The organism is Paraburkholderia sp. BR10882, from assembly GCF_040948855.1.
Taxonomy (GTDB): Bacteria; Pseudomonadota; Gammaproteobacteria; order Burkholderiales; family Burkholderiaceae; genus Paraburkholderia; species Paraburkholderia nodosa_A.
Genome location: NZ_JBFPKP010000013.1, coordinates 43,812 through 66,520, shown reverse-complemented (window position 1 = coordinate 66,520; position 22,709 = coordinate 43,812). Strand labels below are relative to the sequence as shown.

Here is a 22,709-nt window from a genome sequence, read left to right as displayed (position 1 = left end):
GGCAAACGGGGGAAACATGAAAAAGGCCCACAAAAAGCCGCGTCAAGGCGGCCTGTACTACTACGAAGCGGCGTATTCGCTCGAACTCGCGCGTGGCGCGTCGCATATTTCCAGCATGCTTTCGACGGCGACACAGGAAGGTGCCGTGCAGGAAGTGATGCGCGAATTCATTGCGACGCACGGCAGGACCGCGCTGGACGTGTTTAGCTGGCTGCTGGCCGAGCGGCTGGACAAGCGTGGCTGCGCTGCGGCTGCCATGAAGGCCCGGGACTTCGACGCGTCCCGCCGGATGCCTGCGTTGGCCTGCGCAAGCTGAGCCGCAAACGGCTCGATACGCACACGTGCCCGTATGGGCAGGTGTAAGGTCAACCTAAAGATTTCGTAATACCTGACGATAGAGCGATAGAGCAGTTGGCCGCGCCGGCATGCTGGCGCGCGGCGCCTTTTTGCGAACGGCCAGGCGTGCAGCCTGGCAAACAACAAGAACGCATCGAGCCATGACCACGCTATCGTCCTTGAATGCCGCCACGACCCTTGCGCTCACGCCCCTCGTGAGCAGCGTGAATCCCACCGCCGAGGCCGACACCGACGTGTCCAGTCTCGCTGCGCTCGCGCCCTCGACCATCGTCACGATTCCTTCGGCAGATGGCATTGCCGTGCTTCAGACCTACACGCCCGAAGGCACGCTCACTGGCACGACGCCGGTGTCGAGCTGGGCGAGCGATACCAGCGATATCGTGTCGCTCAGGATGATGGGCAACTACGCCGCGCAGACGATGGCGGGTCATTTCGCCGGACTGGGCAGTGCGCTGCTCGATCGCTTCAAGACCACGGGCAGCGACTACGCGCAGTCGGTGAGCGTTTCGTCCGCAAGCGGCCTGGCGACAGTAGGACAAGGATCACATGGCGCAAGTGGTCAGATCGGTCTGACGATTCGTACGACGAGCGGCGTGGCGGTCGAAATCGAACTGGGCAGCGAAGACGGCGGCCTCTCGGTGAGTATCAAGAGCAGCGGCACGCTGAGCGAAATCGAACGCAACGCGCTGGCGAAGCTCTCGGACGGTTTCCAGCAGGCCATCGACGGCCTGGGCGCCGTGCCGCCCAAACTCGATTTGAGCGGCCTCGCGCAGTTCGACACGTCGGCGCTCGCATCGGTGAACTTTCAGTACAGCGTGACGGGCAACGGCAACGCGAATATTTCGGCCAGCTACGCGCAGGACAACTCGGCGCGCAGCCTGAGCGTCACGAGCGCCGCAGGCACGATGAACCTCAAGGTCGACACGAGTCATTCCGCGTTGTGGGGAACGGGCGCGCAGCGCGCGGCTTCGATAGCGAGCTATCTGCAGCAGTTCGACCATGCGAATTCGCGCGGACACGGCAATGTCGCGCTGATGTCGATGTTCGAAGACGGCTTTACGCAAATGAACGAGGACTATGGCACGCCTTCGGGCGGGACATTGCCGGGCGCCGCGTACTCGCCGACGCTGCAGCAGTCGGATCAGGCGATGCTCACGGGTCTCGCAGACTTCAGCGCGTCGATCACGGACGCGAGCACGTCGCCCAATCCGATGCGCCCCGGTGAAGTCGATTCATTCTCGTATCAGGTTGCGCAGAGCACGCAGCTCGAAGGCACGGCGCGCGAGGGCAAGATCTCGCAGACCCAGCAATCGCATTTGAGCGCGAGCTACCATCAGGCGCTGCAGGGTGGGGGCGCGCCTGTCCTCACATCGTCGAGAGATTCGCAAAACTACGATTACGTGCGGATCGACGATAGCGCCGAGAGCACGGTGCAGATAGCGACGTCGCGCGGCGTACTGTTGAATGCCACGCTGAGTCAGTCGTCGGCGCAGGATGCGCGTGATTCGAAGTACGAACGAGGTGTGCTCGTCTCCGACATGAACACGCCGAAAGACACCTCGCGCTCTACGGACCTGCGTTCAATGCTCGAACCGCTGATCGACAAAGGCGACGCCACGCGCGACACCGCCGCATGGCAGCAGGCGCTTTCAAAGATCCACGCGATGATCTTGTTAAACAACGCATAGCATCGAGGCGGCCGGTTCGCCGGCAACGCCTCGATCGATCGCCCTGCGCTGCGCTCAGTGCGCGAGCCTGAACGCACCAACGGCGTCGCGCAGCGAGTCGGCCTGCTCGCTGAGCGCCATCGCGGCCGCGGCCGCTTCTTCCACGAGCGCCGCGTTCTGCTGTGAGACCTGGTCCATCTGCGAGACCGCGAGATTCACTTGCTCGATGCCGTCGCGCTGCTCTTCGGACGCGTTCGCGATCTCGTGCATGATGGTCGTCACGCGGCCAATGGACTCGCCGATCTCGTTCATCGTCTCGCCGGCCGAGCGCACATATTCCGAACCCGACGACACGTGCTCGACCGATTCGGCGATCAGCGTCTTGATCTCTTTGGCGGCCGCCGCCGAACGCTGTGCAAGCGAGCGCACCTCGCTCGCGACCACGGCGAAGCCGCGGCCCTGTTCGCCCGCGCGCGCGGCTTCCACCGCCGCGTTGAGCGCGAGGATATTGGTCTGGAAAGCAATGCCTTCGATGATGCCGGTGATATCGGCAATCTTCTGCGAGCTGCCGTCGATGCGCTCCATCGTCTGCACAGCGTTGCTCACGACTTGCGAGCCGCGATCGGCGACTTCCTGCGCGCTGTTGGCGAGCGTCTGCGCGGTACGCGCGTTTTCGGCGTTCTGCTTGACCGTGGCGGTGAGCTGCTCCATGCTCGCGGCCGTTTCCTGCAGCGAGGCCGCCTGTTCTTCGGTGCGCTGCGAGAGGTCGTCGTTGCCGGCGGCGATCTGCCGCGTCGCCGTGGAAATGGACTCGGAGCTGTGGCTGACCTTGCGCACCGTGTGCGCGAGCGCGTCCTGCATGGCCTTGAGGCTCGCCACGAGGCGGCCCATTTCGTCGCTGGAACGCGTTTCGAGGTTGGCGGTCAGGTCGCCGTCCGCGATGCGCTGGAGCGCGCCCTGCACGTTCTCGAGCGGCGCGGCGATCGCACGGTGCAGTCCCGCGGCGCATACGCCCGCCACCGCGAGTCCGAGCACGATCAGCGCGAGGCTGCCGGCCCGCAGCCATGAATAGCGGTCCTGCGCGCGGTCGAACGCCTGCTCGCCGTGCGCCTTCTGCCATGCCTCGAGCGCGGTCGAGGCCTTGGTGAGCGCGACCGAGAGCGGCGGAATCTGCTTCATCGCGATGTCATCCTGAGCCTGGCGGTCGCCTTGCTTGATCGCGGCCATGAGCGGCTGGATGCCTTGCTCCAGCATGCCGGTGAGGGCGGCTTGAACGCCGTCGGCGAGCGCCTGCTCTTCGGGAGCGTGCGGCAGCGAGCGGTAGACCTCCCAAGCCTTGTTCGAGGTGTCGACATAGTTCTGCGCCTTGTCGAGCAACGGCTGAATGTCGGGCGCGTCGGGGTGCAGGAGGATGCGGTCGAGCGTCGTGCGCGCGATCGTCAGATTCAGGTTGGCCTTGCCGATGTTGATGGCGGCGACCAACTGGTTCGAATAGGCATAGCCGAGCGCCGTATTGGTGCGCGACATGCCCGCAAGGCCGGAAACGCCGGCTGCCACGATCAGCAAGGCCAGCACTCCGACCGCGATGCGCAGACGGACAGAGATAGAGAGTCGTGCAAACACGAAGAGGGCTCCAGAACGCGAGGGGCTACGTAGCAGAAAAACGATCGTGCTTTGCGCGTGAGACGGCAAAGCACTGAACATGTTTACGGCGCTGGGCGAGGGAACTGAAGGTCGGCGCGGGAGCCCGCTGGACCTCTTGCGCAATGGTGGTTTTCCCCAGTCAATCGGGGAAAATTGCAAGCCAGTGAGGCGCCTGGGCACGGCATTTTAGCTGCGCCCCGAATGCCTCAGGCGCTTGAGCACGAGCACGCAGAGCGCCGGCAAATGCACGACGCCCATGCCACAAGCAATCACCGCCCACGGCGGCGCGATCGTGCCGGACATCATCGCGCCGACCACGCCGAAGCACAGGCCGGCCAGCAACAGCGTGGCGTGGGCGATGAGGCGCTTCGGGCCGCGCTCGGTGAAGCGCGGAATGTTCGCGTGGACATACACGACGATCAGCAGGGCGGCGGTGGCAACGGCGGGGAAAAACATCTTCGAATCCTCGATTCCAGCAGTGATGACGGTAAAGTCTTCGACTGTAGTAGAGGAATGCCGTTGCGTCGATGGCTAGCGGGTTGCGGAAGGGGTTAGCACCACACCACGCTGTCGTATGCCACGGTACGGCGATACACGTTCTTGCCGCGCCAGCTGGAAAACTCCATATACGCGCATTCCAGCACCAGAATCCAGTTCGTGACCCGCATCGCCGCCCCCAAAGGTGTTCCCGGTTGTTCGTTCGACTGCGAGACCAGTCTATGACCCGGGAGCGGCGGACAATGCGGCGAGCAAGGCGCGATATCGCGTCCAGTTCGCCGCATTGCCGGATCAGGCGGGCGCCGCGAGCGGCATGAGCACGAAGTCGAACGTGGAGCGCCAGGGCGTGGCGCTGTCTGCCACCCGCTCGTACGGCGCGACGAGCGATGCTTTCACGCCGAACACAGCGTCCGACTGCAGGTAGGGATCGTCGCCCACGAAGGTATGCGTGACGACCTTCTGGAAGCCCGGCGCGGTGATGAGGAAATGCATGTGCGCGGGACGGTACGGGTGGCGGCCGAGGTTTGCGAGCATCTTGCCCACCGGGCCGTCGTGTGGGATCGGGTACGAGACCGGCTTGATGCCGACGAAGCGATAGGCGCCGTCCGCGCCGGTCGTGAAGATGCCACGGTTGTTCCACCTGGGCTGCACGCCGGGCTGCTGCACGTCGTAGTAGCCGTCGGCGTTGTCGGACCACACGTCGATGCGCGCGCCCTCCACCGGACGGCCTTCGAGATCGAGCACGCGGCCTTCGAACAGGCAGCGCTCGCCCTTGCCGTCGGCGGTGATGCACGCGCCCATCTCGCGCTCGGGCGCGCCGGCCACGTGGAACGGGCCGAACACGGTGTTTTCGGTGGCTGCGTCCGGGCGGCGGTTGTTGATGGCGTCCACGAGCATGGAAAACCCTAGTGTGTCCGAGAGCAGGATGAACTCCTGGCGCTCGGCGCTGCAGAGCTGGCCCGCCGTAGTGAGGAAGTCGATGGCGGTTTCCCATTCCGGCTGCGTGAGCTGCACTTCTTTCGCGAATGCGTGCAGATGGCGCACGAGCGCGCTCATCACCTCGCGCAGACGCTCGTCGGCGTTTTCGCCGATACGCGCGTTGACGGCCTCGGCGGAGGCGGCTTCGCTGAAGAACTGGGTCATGGTTCGGGGTTACCTGTAGGGTTGCCAGGCGTTACCTGGTGTTGCCTCGTGTTCTCTGATCGCAGTGACATCGACGTCGTGCTGTAACAGCGCGTATTGTGCGCCTGTCGCCATCGGGAACCAAAATCTGGTCCAATGAGCCGATTCGATCAGCCGTGCCCCCTTCATGATGGGCCGCAGTTCCCTGTGCAATCCGCTGTTCGATGGACGCTTTCGCGCTCGCAATCTGCGCATTTTCGAGGAGGACCATGCCGTGCTGCGGCGCATCCGGCCGGTTCGCGTCCCGGCGACTTGGCAGAACGAGGTGTCGGTGAAGTTGGATGCCTTGCAGATCGCGTTCAGGCAGCGCGCGCGGGCGCTGGCGGAGGACGGCTGGAGCGTGCCGGAGGCGTCGCAGGCGAGCCGCGTGGCCACGGTGATTGCCTGCCCGATGCGGCGCACGGTGAACACGTGGGCGCTGGAGGCGGCCGAGCCCCGCGAGGCACCGCCAATCGCCGCGAACACCGGGACCACGCCGCGCTGAACGCCGGCGCGCTCGATGCGATGCGCGGCTCCGAACGCCAGCTTACCCGCTCGGAGCCGTGTGCTGGACGACTACGCTCAGTGACGCGGCGTCACCGGCTCGACCGCGGCCCAGTAAGGCTCGGCGCCGTAGTACGCGTGCAGCGTGCTGCCCCAGCTCGCGTCGGCCATGGAGGGCCAGCTGTCCCGGTCGAAGCCCGGCGCTTCCTTCACGCGCTCGGACGAGACGTTGAGCAGGAAGCACTTGCGGCTCGTGTCGAGCATGAGCGCGCTCCAGGGGATGGCGAGCAGCTTGTCGCCGATGCCGAGAAAGCCGCCGCTCGACATCACCACGTAGGCTACGCGGCCGCTCTGCACGTCGAGCATGATTTCCTTGATCTTGCCGACTTCCTGGCCGTCCGAGCTCAGCACGCGGTCGCTGTCGAGCGTGCTGGCGGCCATCACGTCGGGGCCCGGCCCCGCGGCGCTCACGCGGCCCTTGCCGACGATGCGCACGCCATTGCCGGTTGGCATGGGCGGAGGAATGAAGGTGGGCATGCTGGTCTCCAGATATGAAGGGAACAATGTTGAGTCCGGCCAGACTCCCGACGATTCCCGTATCAGGCGGCAGGCGATGCCGCGGCGGTTCTGGCCGCCTGTCGCGAGATGCAGCAAGCGGCGTACCGCGGTCCCGCCCCTCGATTCGATGCGCCGGCGCGAGGCGCATCGGGGGCGTTCCTGCCTGTCTGGAGACCCGCTCTGGAGACCCACTGCGGGTCGCGCCGTCGATGCCTTACGAAGCCGGCGCGGCCGCCTTTTGCGGGGTGTCCACGTCGTAGCGTTTGGCCTGCTCGAAGAACGCGCGTTCGGCGGCCTTGTTCATCACCAGAATGCTGATGCGCCGGTTCAGCGGGCTGTCCGCCGTGTCGTGGTCGAGCGGCAGGACGTCCGCGAGGCCGCGTACCTGGAGCAGTTTCTCCTCGCTCAGGTGGCCGGCCACCAGTGCGCGGCGCGCGGCGTTGGCGCGCTCGCTCGAAAGCTCCCAGTTCGAGTAGCCGGCCAGGCCGCCCGAGTAGGGCACCGAGTCGGTGTGCCCCGCGATCGACACGCCGCTGTCCACGTCGTTCAGCGCGCTGCCGATCTGCACGAGGATCTCGTACGCGTAGTCCTCGAGCCTGGCGCTGCCGGTCGCGAACATGGGGCGTTTGAGCGAATCGACCAGCTCGATGCGCAGGCCTTCGTCCGTGATCGACATGCGGATCTGGTCGCGGTACGCGCGCAGCTCCGGCCTGCGCTCGATGAGCGCCGAGAGTTTTTCCTTGAGCTGCGAAAGGCGCGACTTGTCGACCGCTTCCACGGGTACGGCGTGCGACGGCGTGGGCTGCGCGTTCGAGCCGCCCACGGCCGGCGTCTTGCTCGACAGGTCACGGCCGCCGCCTTGCACCACGCTCGGGTTGGAGTTCGCGGCGTCGGGCTTGCTGCCGAGCATGGCCGAAAGCGGCGTGTTGAAATACTTCTCGATGCCGTCGCGGTCGTACTGCGACGTCGACCCAAGCAGCCACATCAAGAGGAAAAACGCCATCATCGCGGTCACGAAGTCGGCGTAGGCGATCTTCCATGCGCCGCCATGGTGACCCTCGTGGCCGCCTTTCTTCACGCGGCGCACCACCAGCGTGGTCTTGCTGCTCTCGGTGTCGCGCGCGGCGCGCGAGCCTGGAGTACGTTCGGCCATCTCTGGACTCCTAAGCGGCCTTCGGCGTCCTGGTGGCGCGCACCGCTTCGTCGAGCTCCTGGAAGCTCGGGCGGTCGGCGGTGAACAGCACCTTGCGGCCGAATTCCACGGCCACGGGCGGCGCGTAGCCGGCGAGCGACGCGAGCAGCACGGCCTTCACGCACTGAAACGGCTTGCTGGCGGCGCGGCCCTTGGCGTTGAGCAGGTCGGCGATCGGACCGACGAAGCCATAGGCGAGCAGAATGCCGAGGAACGTGCCCACGAGCGCGCCCGCGATCATCTCGCCGAGCACGGCCGGCGGCTTGCCGACCGAGCCCATCGTATGCACCACGCCCATCACGGCGGCCACGATGCCGAAGGCGGGCAGGCCGTCGGCCATCTTCTGGATGGCGTTGGGCGCTATCGACACCTCCGAGTGATGCGTGTCGAGTTCTTCGTCCATGAGGTCCTGCATTTCCATGGGATTGACGTTGCCGCTCGACATCATGCGCAGATAGTCGACGATGAAGTCGAGCAGATGATGGTCGTCGAGCACGCGTGCGTACTTCTGGAAAATCGGGCTGTTCTCGGGCGCTTCGATGTCGGCTTCGAGCGCCATCATGCCTTCCTTGCGCGCCTTTTGCAGCAGCTCGTAGAGGAGGGCGATCAGCTCCAGGTATTGCGCCTTCGTGTAGCCGCCGCCCTTGAAGCAGGTGGGCAGCGCCTTGAGCGTCTTGCCGAGCGTGGCGGTGGGGTTGCTCACCACGAACGCGCCCAGCGCCGCGCCGAAAATGCACAGGAGTTCGAACGGTTGAACGAGCGCGGGCAGGTGTCCCCCCACGCCCACGAAGCTCCCGATCACCGATCCGAGCACGACGATCCAGCCAATTGCTACAAACATGATGTCTACCTTTTCTTTCTCAAAGTACTACGGGTCAATCTGGTCAGGCCGGCTCGACGAGACGCTTGGGCCGCGCCTCGTTCGCCGCACGATCCACGTTGAGCAAAGCGTCGATTTCACGCGCCGCCATCGCCTTGCCGAAGAAATAGCCCTGCGCGTAGTCGCAGCCCTTCGCCGCCAGCGTGCGCGCGAGTTCCGCGGTCTCCACGCCCTCGGCCACGGTGCTCATGCCCAGGTTCGAGGAGAGCGCGATGATCGCGTCGACGATCTTGACGCTCTCGTTGCACGAGGACATCGAGAGCACGAAGGAGCGGTCGATCTTCAGCTTGTCCACCTTCAGCTCGCGCAGGTGCTGCAGGCTCGAATAGCCGGTGCCGAAGTCGTCGAGCGACATGCGCAGCCCCGCGTTGCGGAAGTCCGCGAGCACGGCGCGCGCCGCGTCGAAGTCGTACATCAGCGCCGATTCGGTGATCTCGATCTCCATGCGCTCGGGCGGCATGCCCTCGTCGGCGAGGATCCTGAGCAGCAGCGCCGCGAGTTGCGTGTCCTTGAACTGCGCGGGCGAGAGATTGAGCGCGAGGTGGTAGCGCGAGGGCCAGCCCAGCGCGTCGCGGCACGCGCGCCGCAGGATCGAAGCCGTGAACGCGGGCGAAATGCCCATCTGCTCGATGAGCGGCACGAACACCTCGGGCGAGATCCAGCCGCGCTGCTCGTGATGCCAGCGCGCGAGAATCTCGAAGCCGGTGGTCTGCCCGTCGGCGAGGCGCACGAGCGGCTGGTAGAACGGCCGGATTTCGCCGCCCGCGAGCGCGCGTCGCAGGTCCGATTCGAGCGAGGCCTGCAGGCGCAGCTCGTCGTCCATCTTCTGCTCGAAGAAGCGGTACGTGCCCTTGCCTTCGCATTTGGCGCGGTACATGGCGATATCGGCGGCGCGCAGCAGCGCGTCCGGGTCGCCGCCGTCGCGCGGGCAGCATGCGATGCCGATGCTCGCGTCCACGTTGATGCGCAGCTTGCCGATGTCGATGGGCGAGCGTGTGGCGGCAAGCAGGCGCTGCGCCAGCTCGCTCGCGGCCTCGATGTGGTCGTCGCGGTGCACGCGGGCGAGCACGGCGAACTCGTCGCCGCCCAGGCGCGCAACGGTGTCGCCGTCACGCACCACGCGACGCAGACGCGCGGCAATCTCGCACAGTACCGTGTCGCCCGCGGCGTGACCGTGAAAGTCATTCACGGGCTTGAAGCGGTCGAGGTCGATCACGAACACGAGGTAATCGGGCGAGCGGTGCTGCGTGCGCTCCAGCGCCGCGCTCATCTCCGCCGCGAGCAGACGCCGGTTGGGCAGGCCCGTGAGCGGGTCGTGGCGCGCCAGCGCCTGGGCATGGGCCTCGGCGGCGCGCGTGGCTTCGTGGGCGAGATGCAGCTCGCGGGACTTCTCGCACAACGTATCGAAGGCATGCGCCATCGCGCCGATCTCGTCGGTGCGGTTCATGTCGGGCAATGCGCGCATGTCTTCGCCGTGCGCGAGGCGCACGAGCGAATCGGTCAAGGTATGCAGCGGACGCAGCAGCGTACGCTCGAGGTAGTGCAGCAGAACGAGGCCAAAGGCGAGCGTGGCGAGCGCGATCGCGAAGGCGGCTTCGAGTGTGTGATGCACGCGCAGGATGCCGCGCTGGACCTGGTTGTGCAGCCGCTCGACCGCGAGTTCGCGCGGCGCGGCGGAGACGGCTTGCCTCGGTGGTGCTTCGGTTTCCTGCCCGGCGCTTTCATCGTGCCAGCTCGTATCCACGCGTTCGAAGGCGTGGCCAAACGCGATCAACTGGCTCGCAAGCAGTGTGGTTTGCGTGGCGAACAATGCAAAGAACAGGCCGATGAAAAACTTCGTGCGTGCGCGGATCGAGGCGCGCAACGTTGCGCGCGCACGCACTAACCAGGGAAGCGCCGCTGAGGGATTCAAGGCAGCGGCGGGACCGGGCATGGCCGCCACGGTTTCCTGTCTCATGTCTCGATGTCCGTGTGGCATTAGATTCTGCGTGTGCGCACCTGCGCCGCGAGGCGGCGCACGGCGTAGTGACACGACGTGCCGGTCTGCTCATGAGCGCTGCGTGACGGCGCGCGGCGCGCACGCGGCGCGGCGCTCATGCGCGCGCCGGCGCCGCGGCCGGCGGCAATACGCGCTGCGTTGGCGATGCGGGTAGTCTGTTTCAGTCGCAGGGTTTGCGCGAGGGTTCTCATGGTGACACCGGAAGGGTGGAGCTTTGCCCTTTTTACGGCCTTGAAAAAGCGTTGCTGAAGTCGCCAGACAAGTTTTTTTTGAGGGCTTGATCGATTTCGCAACGCGTTAACGAACCGGGTTAAAAACCGCCTGTAATTCGGATATCGAAGTAATTAGACCGCTGTGACATTTCATGCAGAAAGTGCGCAACGTCCGTTGGGCCGGGCTACGCGAGCAGCGCGGGTGTGACGGCCGTGTCGCTCGATGATTGCGCGACCACGCGTATACCGAACGTTCGTGCGCTTATATTGCGATTCCTGCATAAGGGAAATGCCTGGCGCGCAAGGCTGGCGCGATAGGCGCTGTGTGGGCATTCCCGCGCTTCAGTTTTCGCTTGATCCGGCCGTAAACCCAGGTGAGGCGCGCCGGTGCGGAAAGCGCCACGCAAACCGTATCCGTCCTGCCGGGCCCCCCACACGATGATCACTGCTCCGCTTCCTCTGGATGAGGACGTCCGCCTTCGGGCGCTGCGGCAACTCGACATACTCGACACCGATCCCGAAGAGGCGTTCGATCGCATCTCGCGGCTCGCCGCCTTCGCGTTCGACATGCCGATCGTGCTGATCTCGCTCGTGGACGAAGACCGCCAATGGTTCAAGTCGCACCACGGGCTGGCCGCGTGTGAAACGCCGCGCAGCGTGTCGTTCTGCGCGCACGCCGTGCTGAGCAAGCGCATGCTCGTGGTGGAAGACGCGCTCGACGACGAGCGCTTTCTCGACAATCCGCTCGTCACGGGCGCGCCGAACATCCGCTTCTATGCAGGTTCGCCGCTGTGCCTCGCCGACGGCCAGGTGGTCGGCACACTGTGCCTGATCGACGAAAAGCCGCGCACGTTCGACGCGGCCCAGGCCGCCATGCTCGCGGATTTCGCGCATCTCGTCGAGCGCGAACTGGAATTGCGCCGGCAGTTGAACCGCTCGCGCACGGCGCACGAGCGCGACCGCCGTTCGCTCGCCATCAGCGAGGCGCGCTTTCGGACCGTGTTCCAGCAAACGCCGATCGGCAAGGCCGTGGTCGATCTCGACGGCCGTTTTCTCGACGTGAACCAGAAGTTCTCGGAGATCATCGGCTACGAGGAGAGCGAACTGCGCCGCCGCACGTTCGCCTCGGTCACGCACCCGGCCGACATCGCTGCCGATCTCGCGCAAGTGGCCGAGCTGCTCGCGGGCCGCCAGGCCACGTATGCGATCGAAAAGCGCTATCTGCGGCGCGACGGCCAGGCTGTGCGGGTCAATCTCGCGGTGTCGCTCGTGCGCGACGTGTCGGGCACGCCGCTGCATTTCATCGCGGCGGTGCAGGACATTACGAGCCGCAAGAAGAGCGAAGAGGCATTGCGCAACTATCACGTCGAGCTCGAGGAGCGCGTGCGCGAACGCACGGGAGAGCTGCGGCGCAGCCGCGACGCGCTGCAGACCATCACCGACAACGTGCCGGCGCTCATCGCCGTGGTCGATCGCGATCTGTGCTACCAGTTCAACAACGAGACGTTCAAGCGCGTTTTCGGCGCGGAGCCGGCGGCGCTGCGCGGACGCAGCCTGAGCGAGACGTTGCGCCCCGAAGTGTTCGAGCAGTTGCAGCCGCTCTTTGCGCGCGCGCTGGCCGGTGAACGCGTGACCTGCGACGAGGTGCGGTATCGGGCCGATGCCGACCGCGTGTGGTCGGCCACCTACATTCCGGCCAAGCGCGAAGGCAAGGTGACGGGCTTTTACGTGATGGCGCACGACGTGACCGAGCAGCGCCGTACCGAGCAACGCCTGCGGGAGGGCGCGCTGATCGACCCGCTCACGGGGCTCGCGAACCGGCGCGCGCTGCAGGAGACGCTGCGCGAACTGCGCACGAGCGGTGAGCCCTTCGCACTCTTCTTCATGGACATGGACGGCTTCAAGTCCATCAACGACCGTTACGGCCACGACGTGGGCGACGCTTTGCTCAGGGAGGTCGCGCGCAGGCTCGTCGCCACCGTGCGCACGGGCGACGTGGTGAGCCGCCTGGGCGGCGACGAATTCGTGGTGGCGAGCCGCGGCGTGTGCGACGCGCGCACCGGCGAGCGCATCGCGGCGGCCATTTGCCGTGAAGTGTCGAAGGCGTTCATCGTCGCGGGCCGCGTGATCGAGACGAGCGCGAGCGTGGGCGTCGTGCTGACGGGCGTGACAGGCGCGGCCGGTGTGGTGGATGCAACGAGCGCGATGCTCTCGACCGAAGCCGGGAACAGGGCGCTGGCCGACGATGCGCTGTGTCTCGCCGATGCGGCCATGTACGAAGCGAAGCGCGCGGGGCGCAACACGTGGCGGTTGGCGCCGTGCGCTGAAGCGATGGTGGCGTCGTGAAGCTGCACGCTCCGTTCTCATGTGACTGATTCGATTGCCGCTAGCGTCTGGTTGTCGGCAAGTGCGGCGCCACTCTCCACGCGTAGCCGCGCCTTATCTCGCCTGCGGGCGAAATGCTTTCCGGCATCCGCCCCTGCCGGCTTCTCGTTCCAGGTTCCAGCAACGTGTTCGACGCGCGCAGCTTCGCTCCTCGTTGCGCCCGATCAAGCCAATTTCTCCCGCGCTTTGCTCGAATAGGGTAAACCCCGGGCGCGATGAAAATTAATTTTCACTAAGATCCGCCCATGTAATTTCATTTACGGCACGTGCCGTTCCCCTCAGCGTCCCGACTCCCGTTCACGTATGCCAACCCGACCGTCAACTCCCGACACGCCCGAAGCCGAGATCGTCGCGCGCATCACTGCCGCGATGCCCGTTCTCACACCGGGCCACCGGCGCATGGCCGAGTATGTGCTCGCAAACCTGTTCCATGCCGCGACCATGCGCATCGACGAACTGGCGGACGCGGTGGGCGCTTCGGTGGCCACGGCCAACCGCTTTGCGCGCTCGCTCGGGTTCGACGGCTATCCGCAGTTTCGGGAGGCTCTCGTGCGCGGCTTCGAGGCCACGCTCGCGCCGGTCGAGCGGCTGCGCAGCGCGCAGGAATCGCCGACCAGCGGCGCCGAGCTATTCGGCGCCTCGCTGGAGCAGGCCGAGTCGAACCTGCGTTTGTCGCGCCAGTCGATCGACAGCGCAGCGGCTGCCGCAGCCGTGGACGCGATTCTCTCTGCGCGCCGCGTCTACATAATCGGCTCGGGCACGAGCGCGTTTCTCGCCGGACTCATGGAGAACGCCCTGCTGCCGTATCTCGACAACGTGCAGGCGCTCGCCTCGGTCGGCGGCCCCACGCATTCGGCGCGCAGGCTGCTCGGCGCGAACAAGGACGATCTGGTGATCGGCATCGCGTTTCCGCGCTACGTGGACGACACGATCAAGCTCTCGCGCCACGCCGCGAAGCTGGGCGCGCGCGTGCTCGCGCTCACCGACAGCATCGACTCGCCGCTCGCGCGCTTCGCCGATCTCACGCTGCCGATCCGTTCCGAACGTCGCCTTGCGGCGAACTCGGAAGCCGCGGTGCTGGCCGTCATCGAAGCGCTTTGCGACGCCGTGGCGTTGCGCGCGAAGGATTCCGTCGTCGCTGCGGCGGCCATCACCGAATCGGTGCTGCCGTGGCTCACTTCGGCCCCGGCGCAGGCGTCTGTCGCGCCAGCCGCTCCGTCTTCCCCAACGAAAAAGAAGTCATGAAATCGAACGCAGTCATTGCCATTCACGGCGGCGCCGGCACGATCCTGCGCGCATCGATGGCGCCCGAAGTCGAAACCCAGTATCTCGACGCGCTGAGCGGCATTCTCGCGGCTGGCCAGCGCATCCTCTCGGAAGGCGGCAGCGCGCTCGACGCCGTCGAAGAAGCGGTGCGCCTGCTCGAAGACTGTCCGCTATTCAATGCGGGCCACGGCGCGGTGTTCACGTCCGCGGGCACGCATGAACTCGACGCCTCGATCATGGACGGCCGTACGCTCGAAGCGGGCGCCGTGTGCTGCGTCACGCGCGTGCGCAATCCGGTGCTGGCGGCGCGCCGCGTGCTGGAGCAGAGCGAACACGTGCTGTTCACGGGCGAAGGCGCGGAAGCGTTTGCAGCGGCCCAGGGCCTCGAATTTGTCGATTCTTCCTACTTCCACACCGATGCGCGCTACCGCCAGTGGCAACTCGCCCGCGGTGAAGCGCGCGCGATGCTCGATCACGACGGGGCAACGCTCGAAGCAAAGGCAGCTGCAAACGCATCGGCGGACAGCCTGCCGCACGAGCCGATCGACCCGAACCGCAAGTTCGGCACGGTGGGCGCGGTGGCGCTCGACGCGCACGGCCACGTCGCGGCGGCGACTTCGACGGGCGGCATTACGAACAAGCAGGTGGGCCGCGTGGGCGACGCGCCGCTGATCGGTGCGGGCTGCTATGCCGACGACGCCACCTGTGCGGTGTCCACCACGGGATCGGGCGAAATGTTCATGCGCATGGTCGCGGCCTACGACGTGGCGGCGCAAATGAAATATCGCGGTGTTTCGCTCTCCGAAGCAGCCACGAATGTCGTGATGGTGCAGTTGCCGCGCATCGACGGCCGCGGCGGCCTGATCGCCGTGGATGCACAAGGCAACGTGGTCCTGCCGTTCAATACCGAAGGCATGTACCGCGGCTACGCGCGCGTGGGCGAAGCGCCCGTTGCGTCGATCTACGCTTAAGCGGCGCATCCTTTTTTGCGCACCAAACGAAGGAATCCTCATCGTGCAGATGTCATCGAACCGTCCTGATATCGCGCCGGTCAGCGAAAAGGCCGCGCTGCCGCCGAATCGCGTGATCGACGTCCGCGATCTCAGCGTGTCGTTCAGGCGCGGCGCGGGCGCGTTCGAAGCCGTGCGCAATCTGTCGTTCCACGTCGACCGGGGCGAGACGCTCGCCATCGTCGGCGAATCGGGTTCGGGCAAGTCGGTCACATCGCTTTCGCTGATGCGGCTCGCCGAGCACGGCGGCGGTCGCATTACGGGCGGCAGCATCGACCTGCGCCGTCGCAACGGCAGCGTGCTCGATCTCACGCGTGCGAGTAGCTCGACCATGCGCTCGGTGCGCGGCGCGGACATCGCGATGATCTTTCAGGAGCCGATGACTTCGCTGAACCCGGTGTTCACGGTGGGCAACCAGATCAGCGAGGCGATCGCGTTGCATCAGCAGATGAACGCCGCGCAGGCGCGCGCCGAAACGCTGCGCCTGCTCGACCTCGTGCGCATTCCCGAGGCGCGCCGCGTGATGGACCGCTTCCCGCATCAGCTTTCGGGCGGCATGCGCCAGCGCGTGATGATTGCGATGGCGCTTTCGTGCAAGCCCGCGCTCCTGATTGCCGACGAACCGACCACGGCACTCGACGTGACGATCCAGGCGCAGATCCTGCAACTCATTCGCGGCCTGCAGGACGAGATGGATATGGGCGTGGTCTTCATCACGCACGACATGGGCGTGGTCGCCGAAGTGGCGGACCGCATTCTCGTGATGTATCGCGGGGAAAAGGTGGAAGAGGGCGCATCCGATGCGCTGTTCGCCGCGCCTTCGCACCGTTACACGCAGGCGTTGCTCGCCGCGGTGCCGAGGCTTGGCGCAATGCAGGGCACGGACTTGCCGGAGAAGTTCCCGCTGCTGTCGATGAGCGAAGCGGCGCGCCCGGTCGCCACGTCGAACCCTCCGGCGAACGCGCCAGAAACGAACGCGCCGCCGGTCCTGCGCGTGCGCGACCTCGTCACGCGCTTTCCCGTGCGCAGCGGATTGTTCGGCAAGGTCACGGGCCGCGTGCATGCGGTCGAAAAAGTCAGCTTCGATCTTCACGCCGGCGAAACGCTCGCGCTGGTGGGCGAGTCCGGTTGCGGTAAATCGACCACGGGCCGCTCGCTGCTGCGGCTCGTCGAGAGCCAGAGCGGCACGATCGAATTCGGCGGCCGGAATATCAGCACCCTCACGGGCCCCGCGCTACAGACGTTGCGCCGCGATATCCAGTTCATTTTTCAGGACCCGTTCGCCTCGCTCAACCCGCGCCTCACGGTGGGCTTCTCGATCATGGAGCCATTGCTCGTGCACGGCATCGCGAAGGGCGCAGAGGCGCAGGCCCGCGTGGAATGGCTGCTCGATCGCGTGGGCTTGCCGAAGTCGGCGGCGGGCCGCTATCCGCACGAATTCTCGGGCGGCCAGCGTCAGCGCATTGCCATCGCACGAGCGCTGTCGATGAACCCGAAAGTCGTGATCGCCGACGAATCGGTGTCGGCGCTCGACGTTTCCGTGCAGGCGCAGATCGTCAACCTGATGCTCGACCTGCAGCAGGAGCTTGGTGTGGCGTATCTCTTCATCTCGCACGATATGGCCGTGGTGGAACGCGTGAGCCATCGCGTCGCGGTGATGTACCTGGGGCAGATCGTCGAGATCGGCCCGCGCCGCGCCGTGTTCGAGAACCCGCAGCACGCCTATACAAGGAAGCTCATGGGCGCGGTGCCGATCGCCGATCCGGCGCGCCGCCACGCGAAGCGCGTGCTCGCCGCCGACGAACTGCCGAGCCCGATTCGCGCACCCGGCGACGAGCCGCAGGTCCTGCCGCTCGTGTCGGTCGGCCCCGGCCACTTCGTTGCAAAGCATCGGGTGGGCGGCGCGTACTGAACACGCCCGCATGCCACGCAATCGTTCACTGTTTAGCTGGAATATTTCGCCGAGTCGTCAAGATTCATTGCTATGGAGACCTGATTGATGAAAGAAGTCAAAACATGGATGAAGGGCAGCGCGCTCGCACTCGCGCTGATCGCCGGCGCGACTGCCGTACATGCCGCCGAACAGCGCGCGGTGATGGCCGTCGATTCGACCTTCTCGACGCTCGACCCGTACGACGCCAACGATACGCTTTCGCAGGCGGTTTCGAAGTCGTTCTACCAGGGCCTGTTCGGTTTCGACAAGGACCTCAAGCTCACCAACGTGCTCGCCACGAGCTATGAAGTCAGCGGCGACGGTCTCGTCTACACCTTCAAGCTGCGCGAAGGCGTGAAGTTCCAGGACGGCACCGACTTCAACGCGGCGGCTGTGAAGGCGAACTTCGACCGTGTGACGGACCCGGCGAATCACCTGAAGCGCTACAACATGTTCCGCCGCATCGCGAAGACCGAAGCGGTCGATCCGTACACGGTAAAGGTCACGCTGAACGCGCCGTTCTCGGCGTTCGTGAACGTGCTCGCGCACCCGTCGGCGGTGATGATTTCGCCGGCGGCCATGAAGAAGTGGGGCAAGGACATCGGCCTGCATCCGGTGGGCACGGGCCCGTTCGCGTTCGTGAAGTGGGACCCGGCCGGCGACCTCGTCGTGCACAAGTTCGACGGCTACTGGAAGAAGGGCTACCCGAAGATCGACGAGATCGACTGGAAGCCGGTGGCCGACAACAACACGCGCGCGGCGCTCATGCGCACCGGCGAAGCGGACTTTGCCTTCCGCATTCCGTTCGAGCAGGCGAGCGCGTTCCAGTCGAACCCGAAGGTGGATCTGATCGCCACCCCCTCGATCATCCAGCGCTACATCAGCCTGAACACCGCGAAGAAACCGTTCGACAACCCGCTCGTGCGCCAGGCGCTGAACTACGCGATCAACAAGGACGCGCTGGCGAAGGTGGCATTCGGGGGCTACGCGCTGCCTTCGGACGGCGTACTGCCACAAGGCGTGGACTACTCGATCAAGCTCGGCCCCTGGCCGTACGATCCGGCCAAGGCGCGCGAACTGCTCAAGCAGGCCGGTTACCCGAACGGCTTCGAAACGACGCTGTGGTCGGCGTATAACAACTCGACCGCGCAAAAGGCGATTCAGTTCGTGCAGCAACAGCTCGCGCAAGTGGGCGTGAAGGCGAACGTCGAAGCGCTTGAAACGGGCACGGCGGTCGCGCGCGTGGAAAGCGCGCAGGACCCGGCAACGGCCGGCGTGCGCATGTATTACATCGGCTGGTCATCGTCCACGGGTGAGGCGGACTGGGGCATCTCGCCGCTGCTCGCTTCGGCATCGTGGCCGCCCAAGCTCATGAACACGGCGTACTACAAGAACCCGGCGGTCGATGAGGACCTCGCGAAGGCGCTCGAAACGACGGACCGCGCGCAAAAGACGGCGCTCTACACCGACGCGCAAAAGCGCATCTGGGCCGACGCCCCGTGGGTATTCCTCGTGAAGGAGAAGGTCGTGTACGCCCGCAGCAAGCGCCTGGCCGGCGCGTATGTGGCGCCGGACGGCTCGTTCAACTTCGACGAGATCTCGATTCGCTAATGCGTTGCGCGCCGCGCCGGATCGCTAGTGTCCGGCGCGGCGCGCACGCCCCGATGCAGTAACGCGCTCATGCTGAATTTCATTGTCAAACGCTCGCTGGGTCTGCTGCCGACGCTCCTGATCGTCGCGGTCCTCGTGTTCCTGTTCGTGCACCTGCTGCCGGGCGACCCGGCGCGCCTCGCAGCGGGTCCCGAAGCGGACGACGCCACGGTTGCGCTCGTGCGCGCCGATCTCGGCCTTGACCAGCCGCTGCCGCAGCAGTTCCTCCACTTCTTCGTGCGCATCGCTCACGGCGATTTCGGTGTTTCGATGCGCAGCAAGCGCCCCGTCGTCACCGAAATCGGCGAGCGTTTCATGCCCACGCTGCTGCTCACGCTCACCAGCATGGTCTGGGCCGTGGTGTTCGGCATGGCGATCGGCATCGTCTCGGCCGTGTGGCGCAATCGCTGGCCCGATCGCATCGGCATGGCGCTCGCGGTATCGGGCATTTCGTTTCCGGCTTTCGCGCTCGGCATGGCGCTCATGGAGCTGTTCTCGGTGCACCTGGGCTGGCTGCCCGTGGTGAGCGACGGTTCGTGGCGCAGCTACGTGCTGCCGTCGGTCACGCTCGGCGCGGCCGTGGCGGCGGTGATGGCGCGCTTCACGCGGGCTTCTTTCGTCGAGGTGCTCAACGAGGACTTCGTTCGCACGGCGCGCGCGAAGGGCGTCGCCGAACAATGGGTGGTGATCAGGCATTGCCTGCGCAACGCGATGATTCCCGTGGTCACGATGATGGGCCTGCAGTTCGGCTTCCTGCTGGGCGGCTCGATCGTCGTGGAGGTGGTGTTCAACTGGCCGGGCCTCGGGCGGCTGCTCGTCGATTCCGTTGCGATGCGCGATTACCCCGTGATTCAGGCCGAAGTGCTGTTGTTCTCGCTCGAGTTCATCGTCATCAATCTGATCGTGGACGTGTTGTACGCGGTCATCAATCCGACCATTCGATTCAGGTGAGCCCGCCATGAGCACGACCCTAAACGAAGCCGTACGCGCAGAGGACGAAGCGATCCGCACGCCGTGGCGCGAATTCTGGCGCAAGTTCCGCAAGCAGCACGTCGCGCTCGGCGCGGGCGCGTTCGTGCTGCTGCTGGTGGTGATCGCGGTGTTCGCACCGCATCTCGTGCCTTACGACCCGGAAAATTACTTCGATTACGACTCGCTCAACGCGGGTCCCTCGGCGGCCCACTGGTTCGGCGTGGACGCGCTGGGCCGCGATATTTTCAGCCGCATTCTCGCGGGCACGCGCATTTCGCTCGCGTCGGGTTTTCTTTCGGTGGCGCTGGGGGCTGTAGTCGGCACCTTCTTCGGCTTGCTCGCGGGTTACTATGAAGGCTGGTGGGATCGCATCACCATGCGTGTAGCCGACGTGCTGTTCGCATTCCCAGGCATTCTGCTCGCCATCGGCGTGGTGGCGATCCTCGGCAACGGCATGATCAACGTGGTCTGCGCGGTGGCGGTGTTCAGCATTCCGGCGTTCGCGCGGCTCGTGCGCGGCAATACGCTCATGCTCAAGCATCTCACGTATGTGGAGGCCGCGCGCAGCATTGGCGCGTCGGACTGGACGATCATCATGCGGCATATCCTGCCGGGCACCGTGTCGTCCGTGATCGTGTATCTGACCATGCGTATCGGCACGTCGATCATCACGGCCGCGAGCCTGTCGTTCATCGGCCTCGGCGCGCAGCCGCCCACGCCGGAGTGGGGCGCCATGCTCAACGAGGCGCGCGCCGATATGGTGACGGCGCCGCATATCGCGCTGTTCCCGAGCCTCGCCATCTTCCTCACCGTGCTCGCGTTCAATCTGCTGGGTGACGGCTTGCGCGACGCACTCGACCCGAAGCTGGACCGCGCATGAGCATCGATCGTGGAGATACTGCGCCGCATATCGGCACACTGGCGAGCGGCGCAACGGGAACGATTGCCGACGTCAGCGGTGTGCGCGTCGGGCACTGCACGCTCGACGCGGGCGACGTGCAAACCGGCGTGACCGTGCTGCTGCCGCATGCAGGCGACCTCTTTCGCGAGAAGGTGCCGGCGAGCGCTTGTGTGATCAACGGATTCGGCAAGAGCATCGGGCTCATGCAGCTCGAAGCGTTGGGCGTGCTCGAAACGCCGGTTGCGCTGAGCAACACGTTTGCGGTGGGCACGCTCGCACAGGCGCAGGTTCGCGCGGCGGTCGCGGCGAATCCGCAAATCGGGCGCGGCCTGCCGACCGTCAATCCGCTCGTGTTCGAGTGCAACGACGGTTACCTGAACGACATTCAGGCGCTGGCCGTTCATGAGGAACACTATCTCGCGGCCTGCGCCGCCGCGAGCGCCGACTTCGCACGCGGCAGCGTAGGCGCGGGGCGCGGCATGTCGAGCTTCGATCTGAAAGGCGGCATCGGCACGGCGTCGCGCGTGGTGCAGGCGGCGGGCGTGCAGTACACCGTGGGCGCGCTCGTGCTGGCGAACTTCGGCCGCTTGCCGATGCTGACGATAGACGGTGTGCCCGTGGGGCGCGAGCTTGCTGCGCGCGCGGCGTCGAACCACGCGACGCAGGAGCCCGAGAAGGGCTCGATCATCATGCTGATCGCCACGGACGCGCCGCTCGACGCGCGGCAGCTTCGACGCGTTGCGCTGCGCGCGGCAGCAGGTCTTGCGCGCACGGGGTCCGTCTATGGACACGGCAGCGGCGATATCGCCATGGCGTTCAGCACCGCGTACACATTGGCGCACGACGCATCGACCCACGCGTTGCCGCCCTTGCTCGCCGACTCGCAACTCGATCCGCTGTTTCAGGCAGGCGCCGATTGCGTCGAGCAGGCGATTCTCGACGCCTTGTGGAGCGCACGCACTGTGCAGGGCCGCGATGGCCACGTGCGTCTCGCGCTGCGCGAAGCGGCGCCCGATCTCGCCGATCTTCGTTCAGGCGGAGTGCACGCGTGAAGGTACTCATTTCGGTCGATATCGAAGGCATAGGCGGCGTCTTCAACGTTCAGCAAACGCGCGCGGGAAACGCCGAGTACGAACAGGCCCGCCGCTGGATGACGCTCGAGGCGAACGCGGCCGTGGAAGGCGCATTCTCGGGCGGCGCGAGCGAAGTGTGGGTCAACGACTCGCATGGCGGTTTCAACAACCTGCTGCTCGACGAGATCGACGCGCGCGCACGCGTGATACTCGGCAAGCCGCGCACGCTTGGCATGATGGCGGGGCTCGAGCACCGGCCCGCGCTTGTTTTCATGATCGGCTATCACGCCATGGCGCAAAGCCGCGGCATGCTTGCGCACACCATCAACAGCTTTGCGTTCGCGCGCGTGCTCGTGGACGGCGTGGCGACGGGCGAGGCGGGGCTGTATGGCGCGCTCGCGCAGGAATACGGCGCACGCGTGGCGCTGCTCAGCGGTGACGATGTATTCGAAGACGAAACGCGGCCCGCTTTTCCCGATGCGAAGTTCGTCGTGGTGAAGCGCGCCCGCGGCCACGCGAGCGGCGATCTGTTGACGCCCGCCGCGAGCCGCGAACGGGTTCGCGACGCGGCGCGCGAAGCCGCCGGGCAGATCGCACGCGACGGCGAATGGTGGGACCGCGCGTGTGCGGCGCCGCGTATGCGCACGTGCGAACTGCACACGCAGACGACTGCGCTGGCGGATCTCTTTGCGCAGTGGCCGGGTGTCGAGCGCGCGGCGGGCTGCGTGATCCGGTTTGGGGCGCCAACCGCCGAGTTTCTCGTGCGCACGCTCAATAGCTTGTCGGCGATGTCGGCGGTGCTGCGATGAGGCGGCCGCTGGTCTCGGTATTGTGCAACTAACTGTCA

General features: G+C 65.8%; 20 protein-coding genes. 12 read left to right on the top strand and 8 right to left on the bottom strand.

Translation table 11 applies throughout. The features are described 5' to 3' along the window. Positions 1–16 precede the first annotated feature (16 nt). Together AB3X99_RS27885 and AB3X99_RS27880 are read left to right on the top strand one after the other, a co-directional pair. Positions 17–316, top strand: coding sequence for a hypothetical protein (locus tag AB3X99_RS27885; RefSeq protein ID WP_069265882.1), 300 nt, complete (start codon positions 17–19; stop codon positions 314–316). 181 nt (positions 317–497) lie between these two features. Continuing rightward, complete coding sequence (locus AB3X99_RS27880; protein WP_368618742.1) at positions 498–2,045, top strand: hypothetical protein; 1,548 nt, start codon at positions 498–500, stop codon at positions 2,043–2,045. Positions 2,046–2,099: 54 nt separating this feature from the next. Here the strand turns inward: AB3X99_RS27880 and AB3X99_RS27875 are convergent, their stop codons facing one another. The 3 genes from AB3X99_RS27875 to AB3X99_RS27865 form a co-directional block, all read right to left on the bottom strand. Next, the gene (locus tag AB3X99_RS27875; protein WP_342948995.1) at positions 2,100–3,647 is read right to left on the bottom strand and encodes a methyl-accepting chemotaxis protein; all 1,548 of its coding nucleotides are present in this window, start codon (positions 3,645–3,647) and stop codon (positions 2,100–2,102) included. 207 nt (positions 3,648–3,854) lie between these two features. Beyond that, positions 3,855–4,124 (bottom strand): hypothetical protein, encoded by a 270-nt coding sequence (locus AB3X99_RS27870; protein WP_368618741.1) that lies wholly within the window; start codon positions 4,122–4,124, stop codon positions 3,855–3,857. A gap of 333 nt (positions 4,125–4,457) precedes the next feature. Next, positions 4,458–5,309, bottom strand: a complete 852-nt coding sequence (locus AB3X99_RS27865) for an intradiol ring-cleavage dioxygenase (RefSeq protein ID WP_368618740.1) — start codon at positions 5,307–5,309, stop codon at positions 4,458–4,460. Positions 5,310–5,475: 166 nt separating this feature from the next. Here AB3X99_RS27865 and AB3X99_RS27860 point away from each other — a divergent pair, with 166 nt between their 5' ends. Next, positions 5,476–5,832, top strand: coding sequence for a hypothetical protein (locus AB3X99_RS27860; RefSeq protein ID WP_368618739.1), 357 nt, complete (start codon positions 5,476–5,478; stop codon positions 5,830–5,832). A 77-nt stretch (positions 5,833–5,909) separates the two neighbouring features. Here the strand turns inward: AB3X99_RS27860 and AB3X99_RS27855 are convergent, their stop codons facing one another. The 5 genes from AB3X99_RS27855 to AB3X99_RS27835 form a co-directional block, all read right to left on the bottom strand. Continuing rightward, positions 5,910–6,368, bottom strand: a complete 459-nt coding sequence (locus tag AB3X99_RS27855) for a PRC-barrel domain-containing protein (protein ID WP_256094804.1) — start codon at positions 6,366–6,368, stop codon at positions 5,910–5,912. 235 nt (positions 6,369–6,603) lie between these two features. Continuing rightward, positions 6,604–7,542, bottom strand: coding sequence for a flagellar motor protein MotB (gene motB / locus AB3X99_RS27850; protein WP_368618738.1), 939 nt, complete (start codon positions 7,540–7,542; stop codon positions 6,604–6,606). Positions 7,543–7,552: 10 nt separating this feature from the next. Continuing rightward, positions 7,553–8,422 carry a flagellar motor stator protein MotA gene (gene motA, locus AB3X99_RS27845; RefSeq protein ID WP_069265888.1) on the bottom strand — a complete coding sequence of 290 codons (870 nt, stop codon included), beginning with the start codon at positions 8,420–8,422 and terminating at the stop codon, positions 7,553–7,555. A gap of 43 nt (positions 8,423–8,465) precedes the next feature. Next, positions 8,466–10,418, bottom strand: a complete 1,953-nt coding sequence (locus AB3X99_RS27840; RefSeq protein ID WP_368618737.1) for a putative bifunctional diguanylate cyclase/phosphodiesterase — start codon at positions 10,416–10,418, stop codon at positions 8,466–8,468. 20 nt (positions 10,419–10,438) lie between these two features. Beyond that, the gene (locus AB3X99_RS27835; protein WP_368618736.1) at positions 10,439–10,651 is read right to left on the bottom strand and encodes a hypothetical protein; all 213 of its coding nucleotides are present in this window, start codon (positions 10,649–10,651) and stop codon (positions 10,439–10,441) included. A 459-nt stretch (positions 10,652–11,110) separates the two neighbouring features. Between AB3X99_RS27835 and AB3X99_RS27830 the strand changes: the two genes are divergently transcribed. The 9 genes from AB3X99_RS27830 to AB3X99_RS27790 all read left to right on the top strand — a co-directional run bounded on the left by AB3X99_RS27830 (position 11,111) and on the right by AB3X99_RS27790 (position 22,671). Next, entirely contained in the window at positions 11,111–13,018 is a 1,908-nt protein-coding gene (locus AB3X99_RS27830) for a PAS domain S-box protein (protein WP_368618735.1), read from the top strand. A 342-nt stretch (positions 13,019–13,360) separates the two neighbouring features. After that, complete coding sequence (locus AB3X99_RS27825; RefSeq protein ID WP_342948988.1) at positions 13,361–14,302, top strand: MurR/RpiR family transcriptional regulator; 942 nt, start codon at positions 13,361–13,363, stop codon at positions 14,300–14,302. Continuing rightward, entirely contained in the window at positions 14,299–15,294 is a 996-nt protein-coding gene (locus AB3X99_RS27820) for an isoaspartyl peptidase/L-asparaginase family protein (RefSeq protein ID WP_368618734.1), read from the top strand. Before AB3X99_RS27825 ends, AB3X99_RS27820 begins: the two co-directional genes overlap by 4 nt. A 49-nt stretch (positions 15,295–15,343) precedes the next feature. Further along, positions 15,344–17,245 carry a dipeptide ABC transporter ATP-binding protein gene (locus AB3X99_RS27815; protein ID WP_368618810.1) on the top strand — a complete coding sequence of 634 codons (1,902 nt, stop codon included), beginning with the start codon at positions 15,344–15,346 and terminating at the stop codon, positions 17,243–17,245. A gap of 87 nt (positions 17,246–17,332) precedes the next feature. Further along, on the top strand, positions 17,333–18,877 hold the full coding sequence (gsiB, locus tag AB3X99_RS27810; protein ID WP_069265895.1) for a glutathione ABC transporter substrate-binding protein GsiB: 1,545 nt from the start codon (positions 17,333–17,335) through the stop codon (positions 18,875–18,877). A 69-nt stretch (positions 18,878–18,946) separates the two neighbouring features. Then, positions 18,947–19,867 carry a glutathione ABC transporter permease GsiC gene (gsiC, locus tag AB3X99_RS27805; RefSeq protein WP_069265896.1) on the top strand — a complete coding sequence of 307 codons (921 nt, stop codon included), beginning with the start codon at positions 18,947–18,949 and terminating at the stop codon, positions 19,865–19,867. A 7-nt stretch (positions 19,868–19,874) separates the two neighbouring features. Continuing rightward, entirely contained in the window at positions 19,875–20,768 is an 894-nt protein-coding gene (gene gsiD, locus AB3X99_RS27800; protein ID WP_368618733.1) for a glutathione ABC transporter permease GsiD, read from the top strand. Further along, complete coding sequence (locus AB3X99_RS27795; protein ID WP_368618732.1) at positions 20,765–21,841, top strand: P1 family peptidase; 1,077 nt, start codon at positions 20,765–20,767, stop codon at positions 21,839–21,841. Before gsiD ends, AB3X99_RS27795 begins: the two co-directional genes overlap by 4 nt. Then, entirely contained in the window at positions 21,838–22,671 is an 834-nt protein-coding gene (locus AB3X99_RS27790; protein WP_368602431.1) for a M55 family metallopeptidase, read from the top strand. The genes AB3X99_RS27795 and AB3X99_RS27790 overlap by 4 nt, the downstream gene beginning before the upstream one ends. Positions 22,672–22,709: the final 38 nt, after the last annotated feature.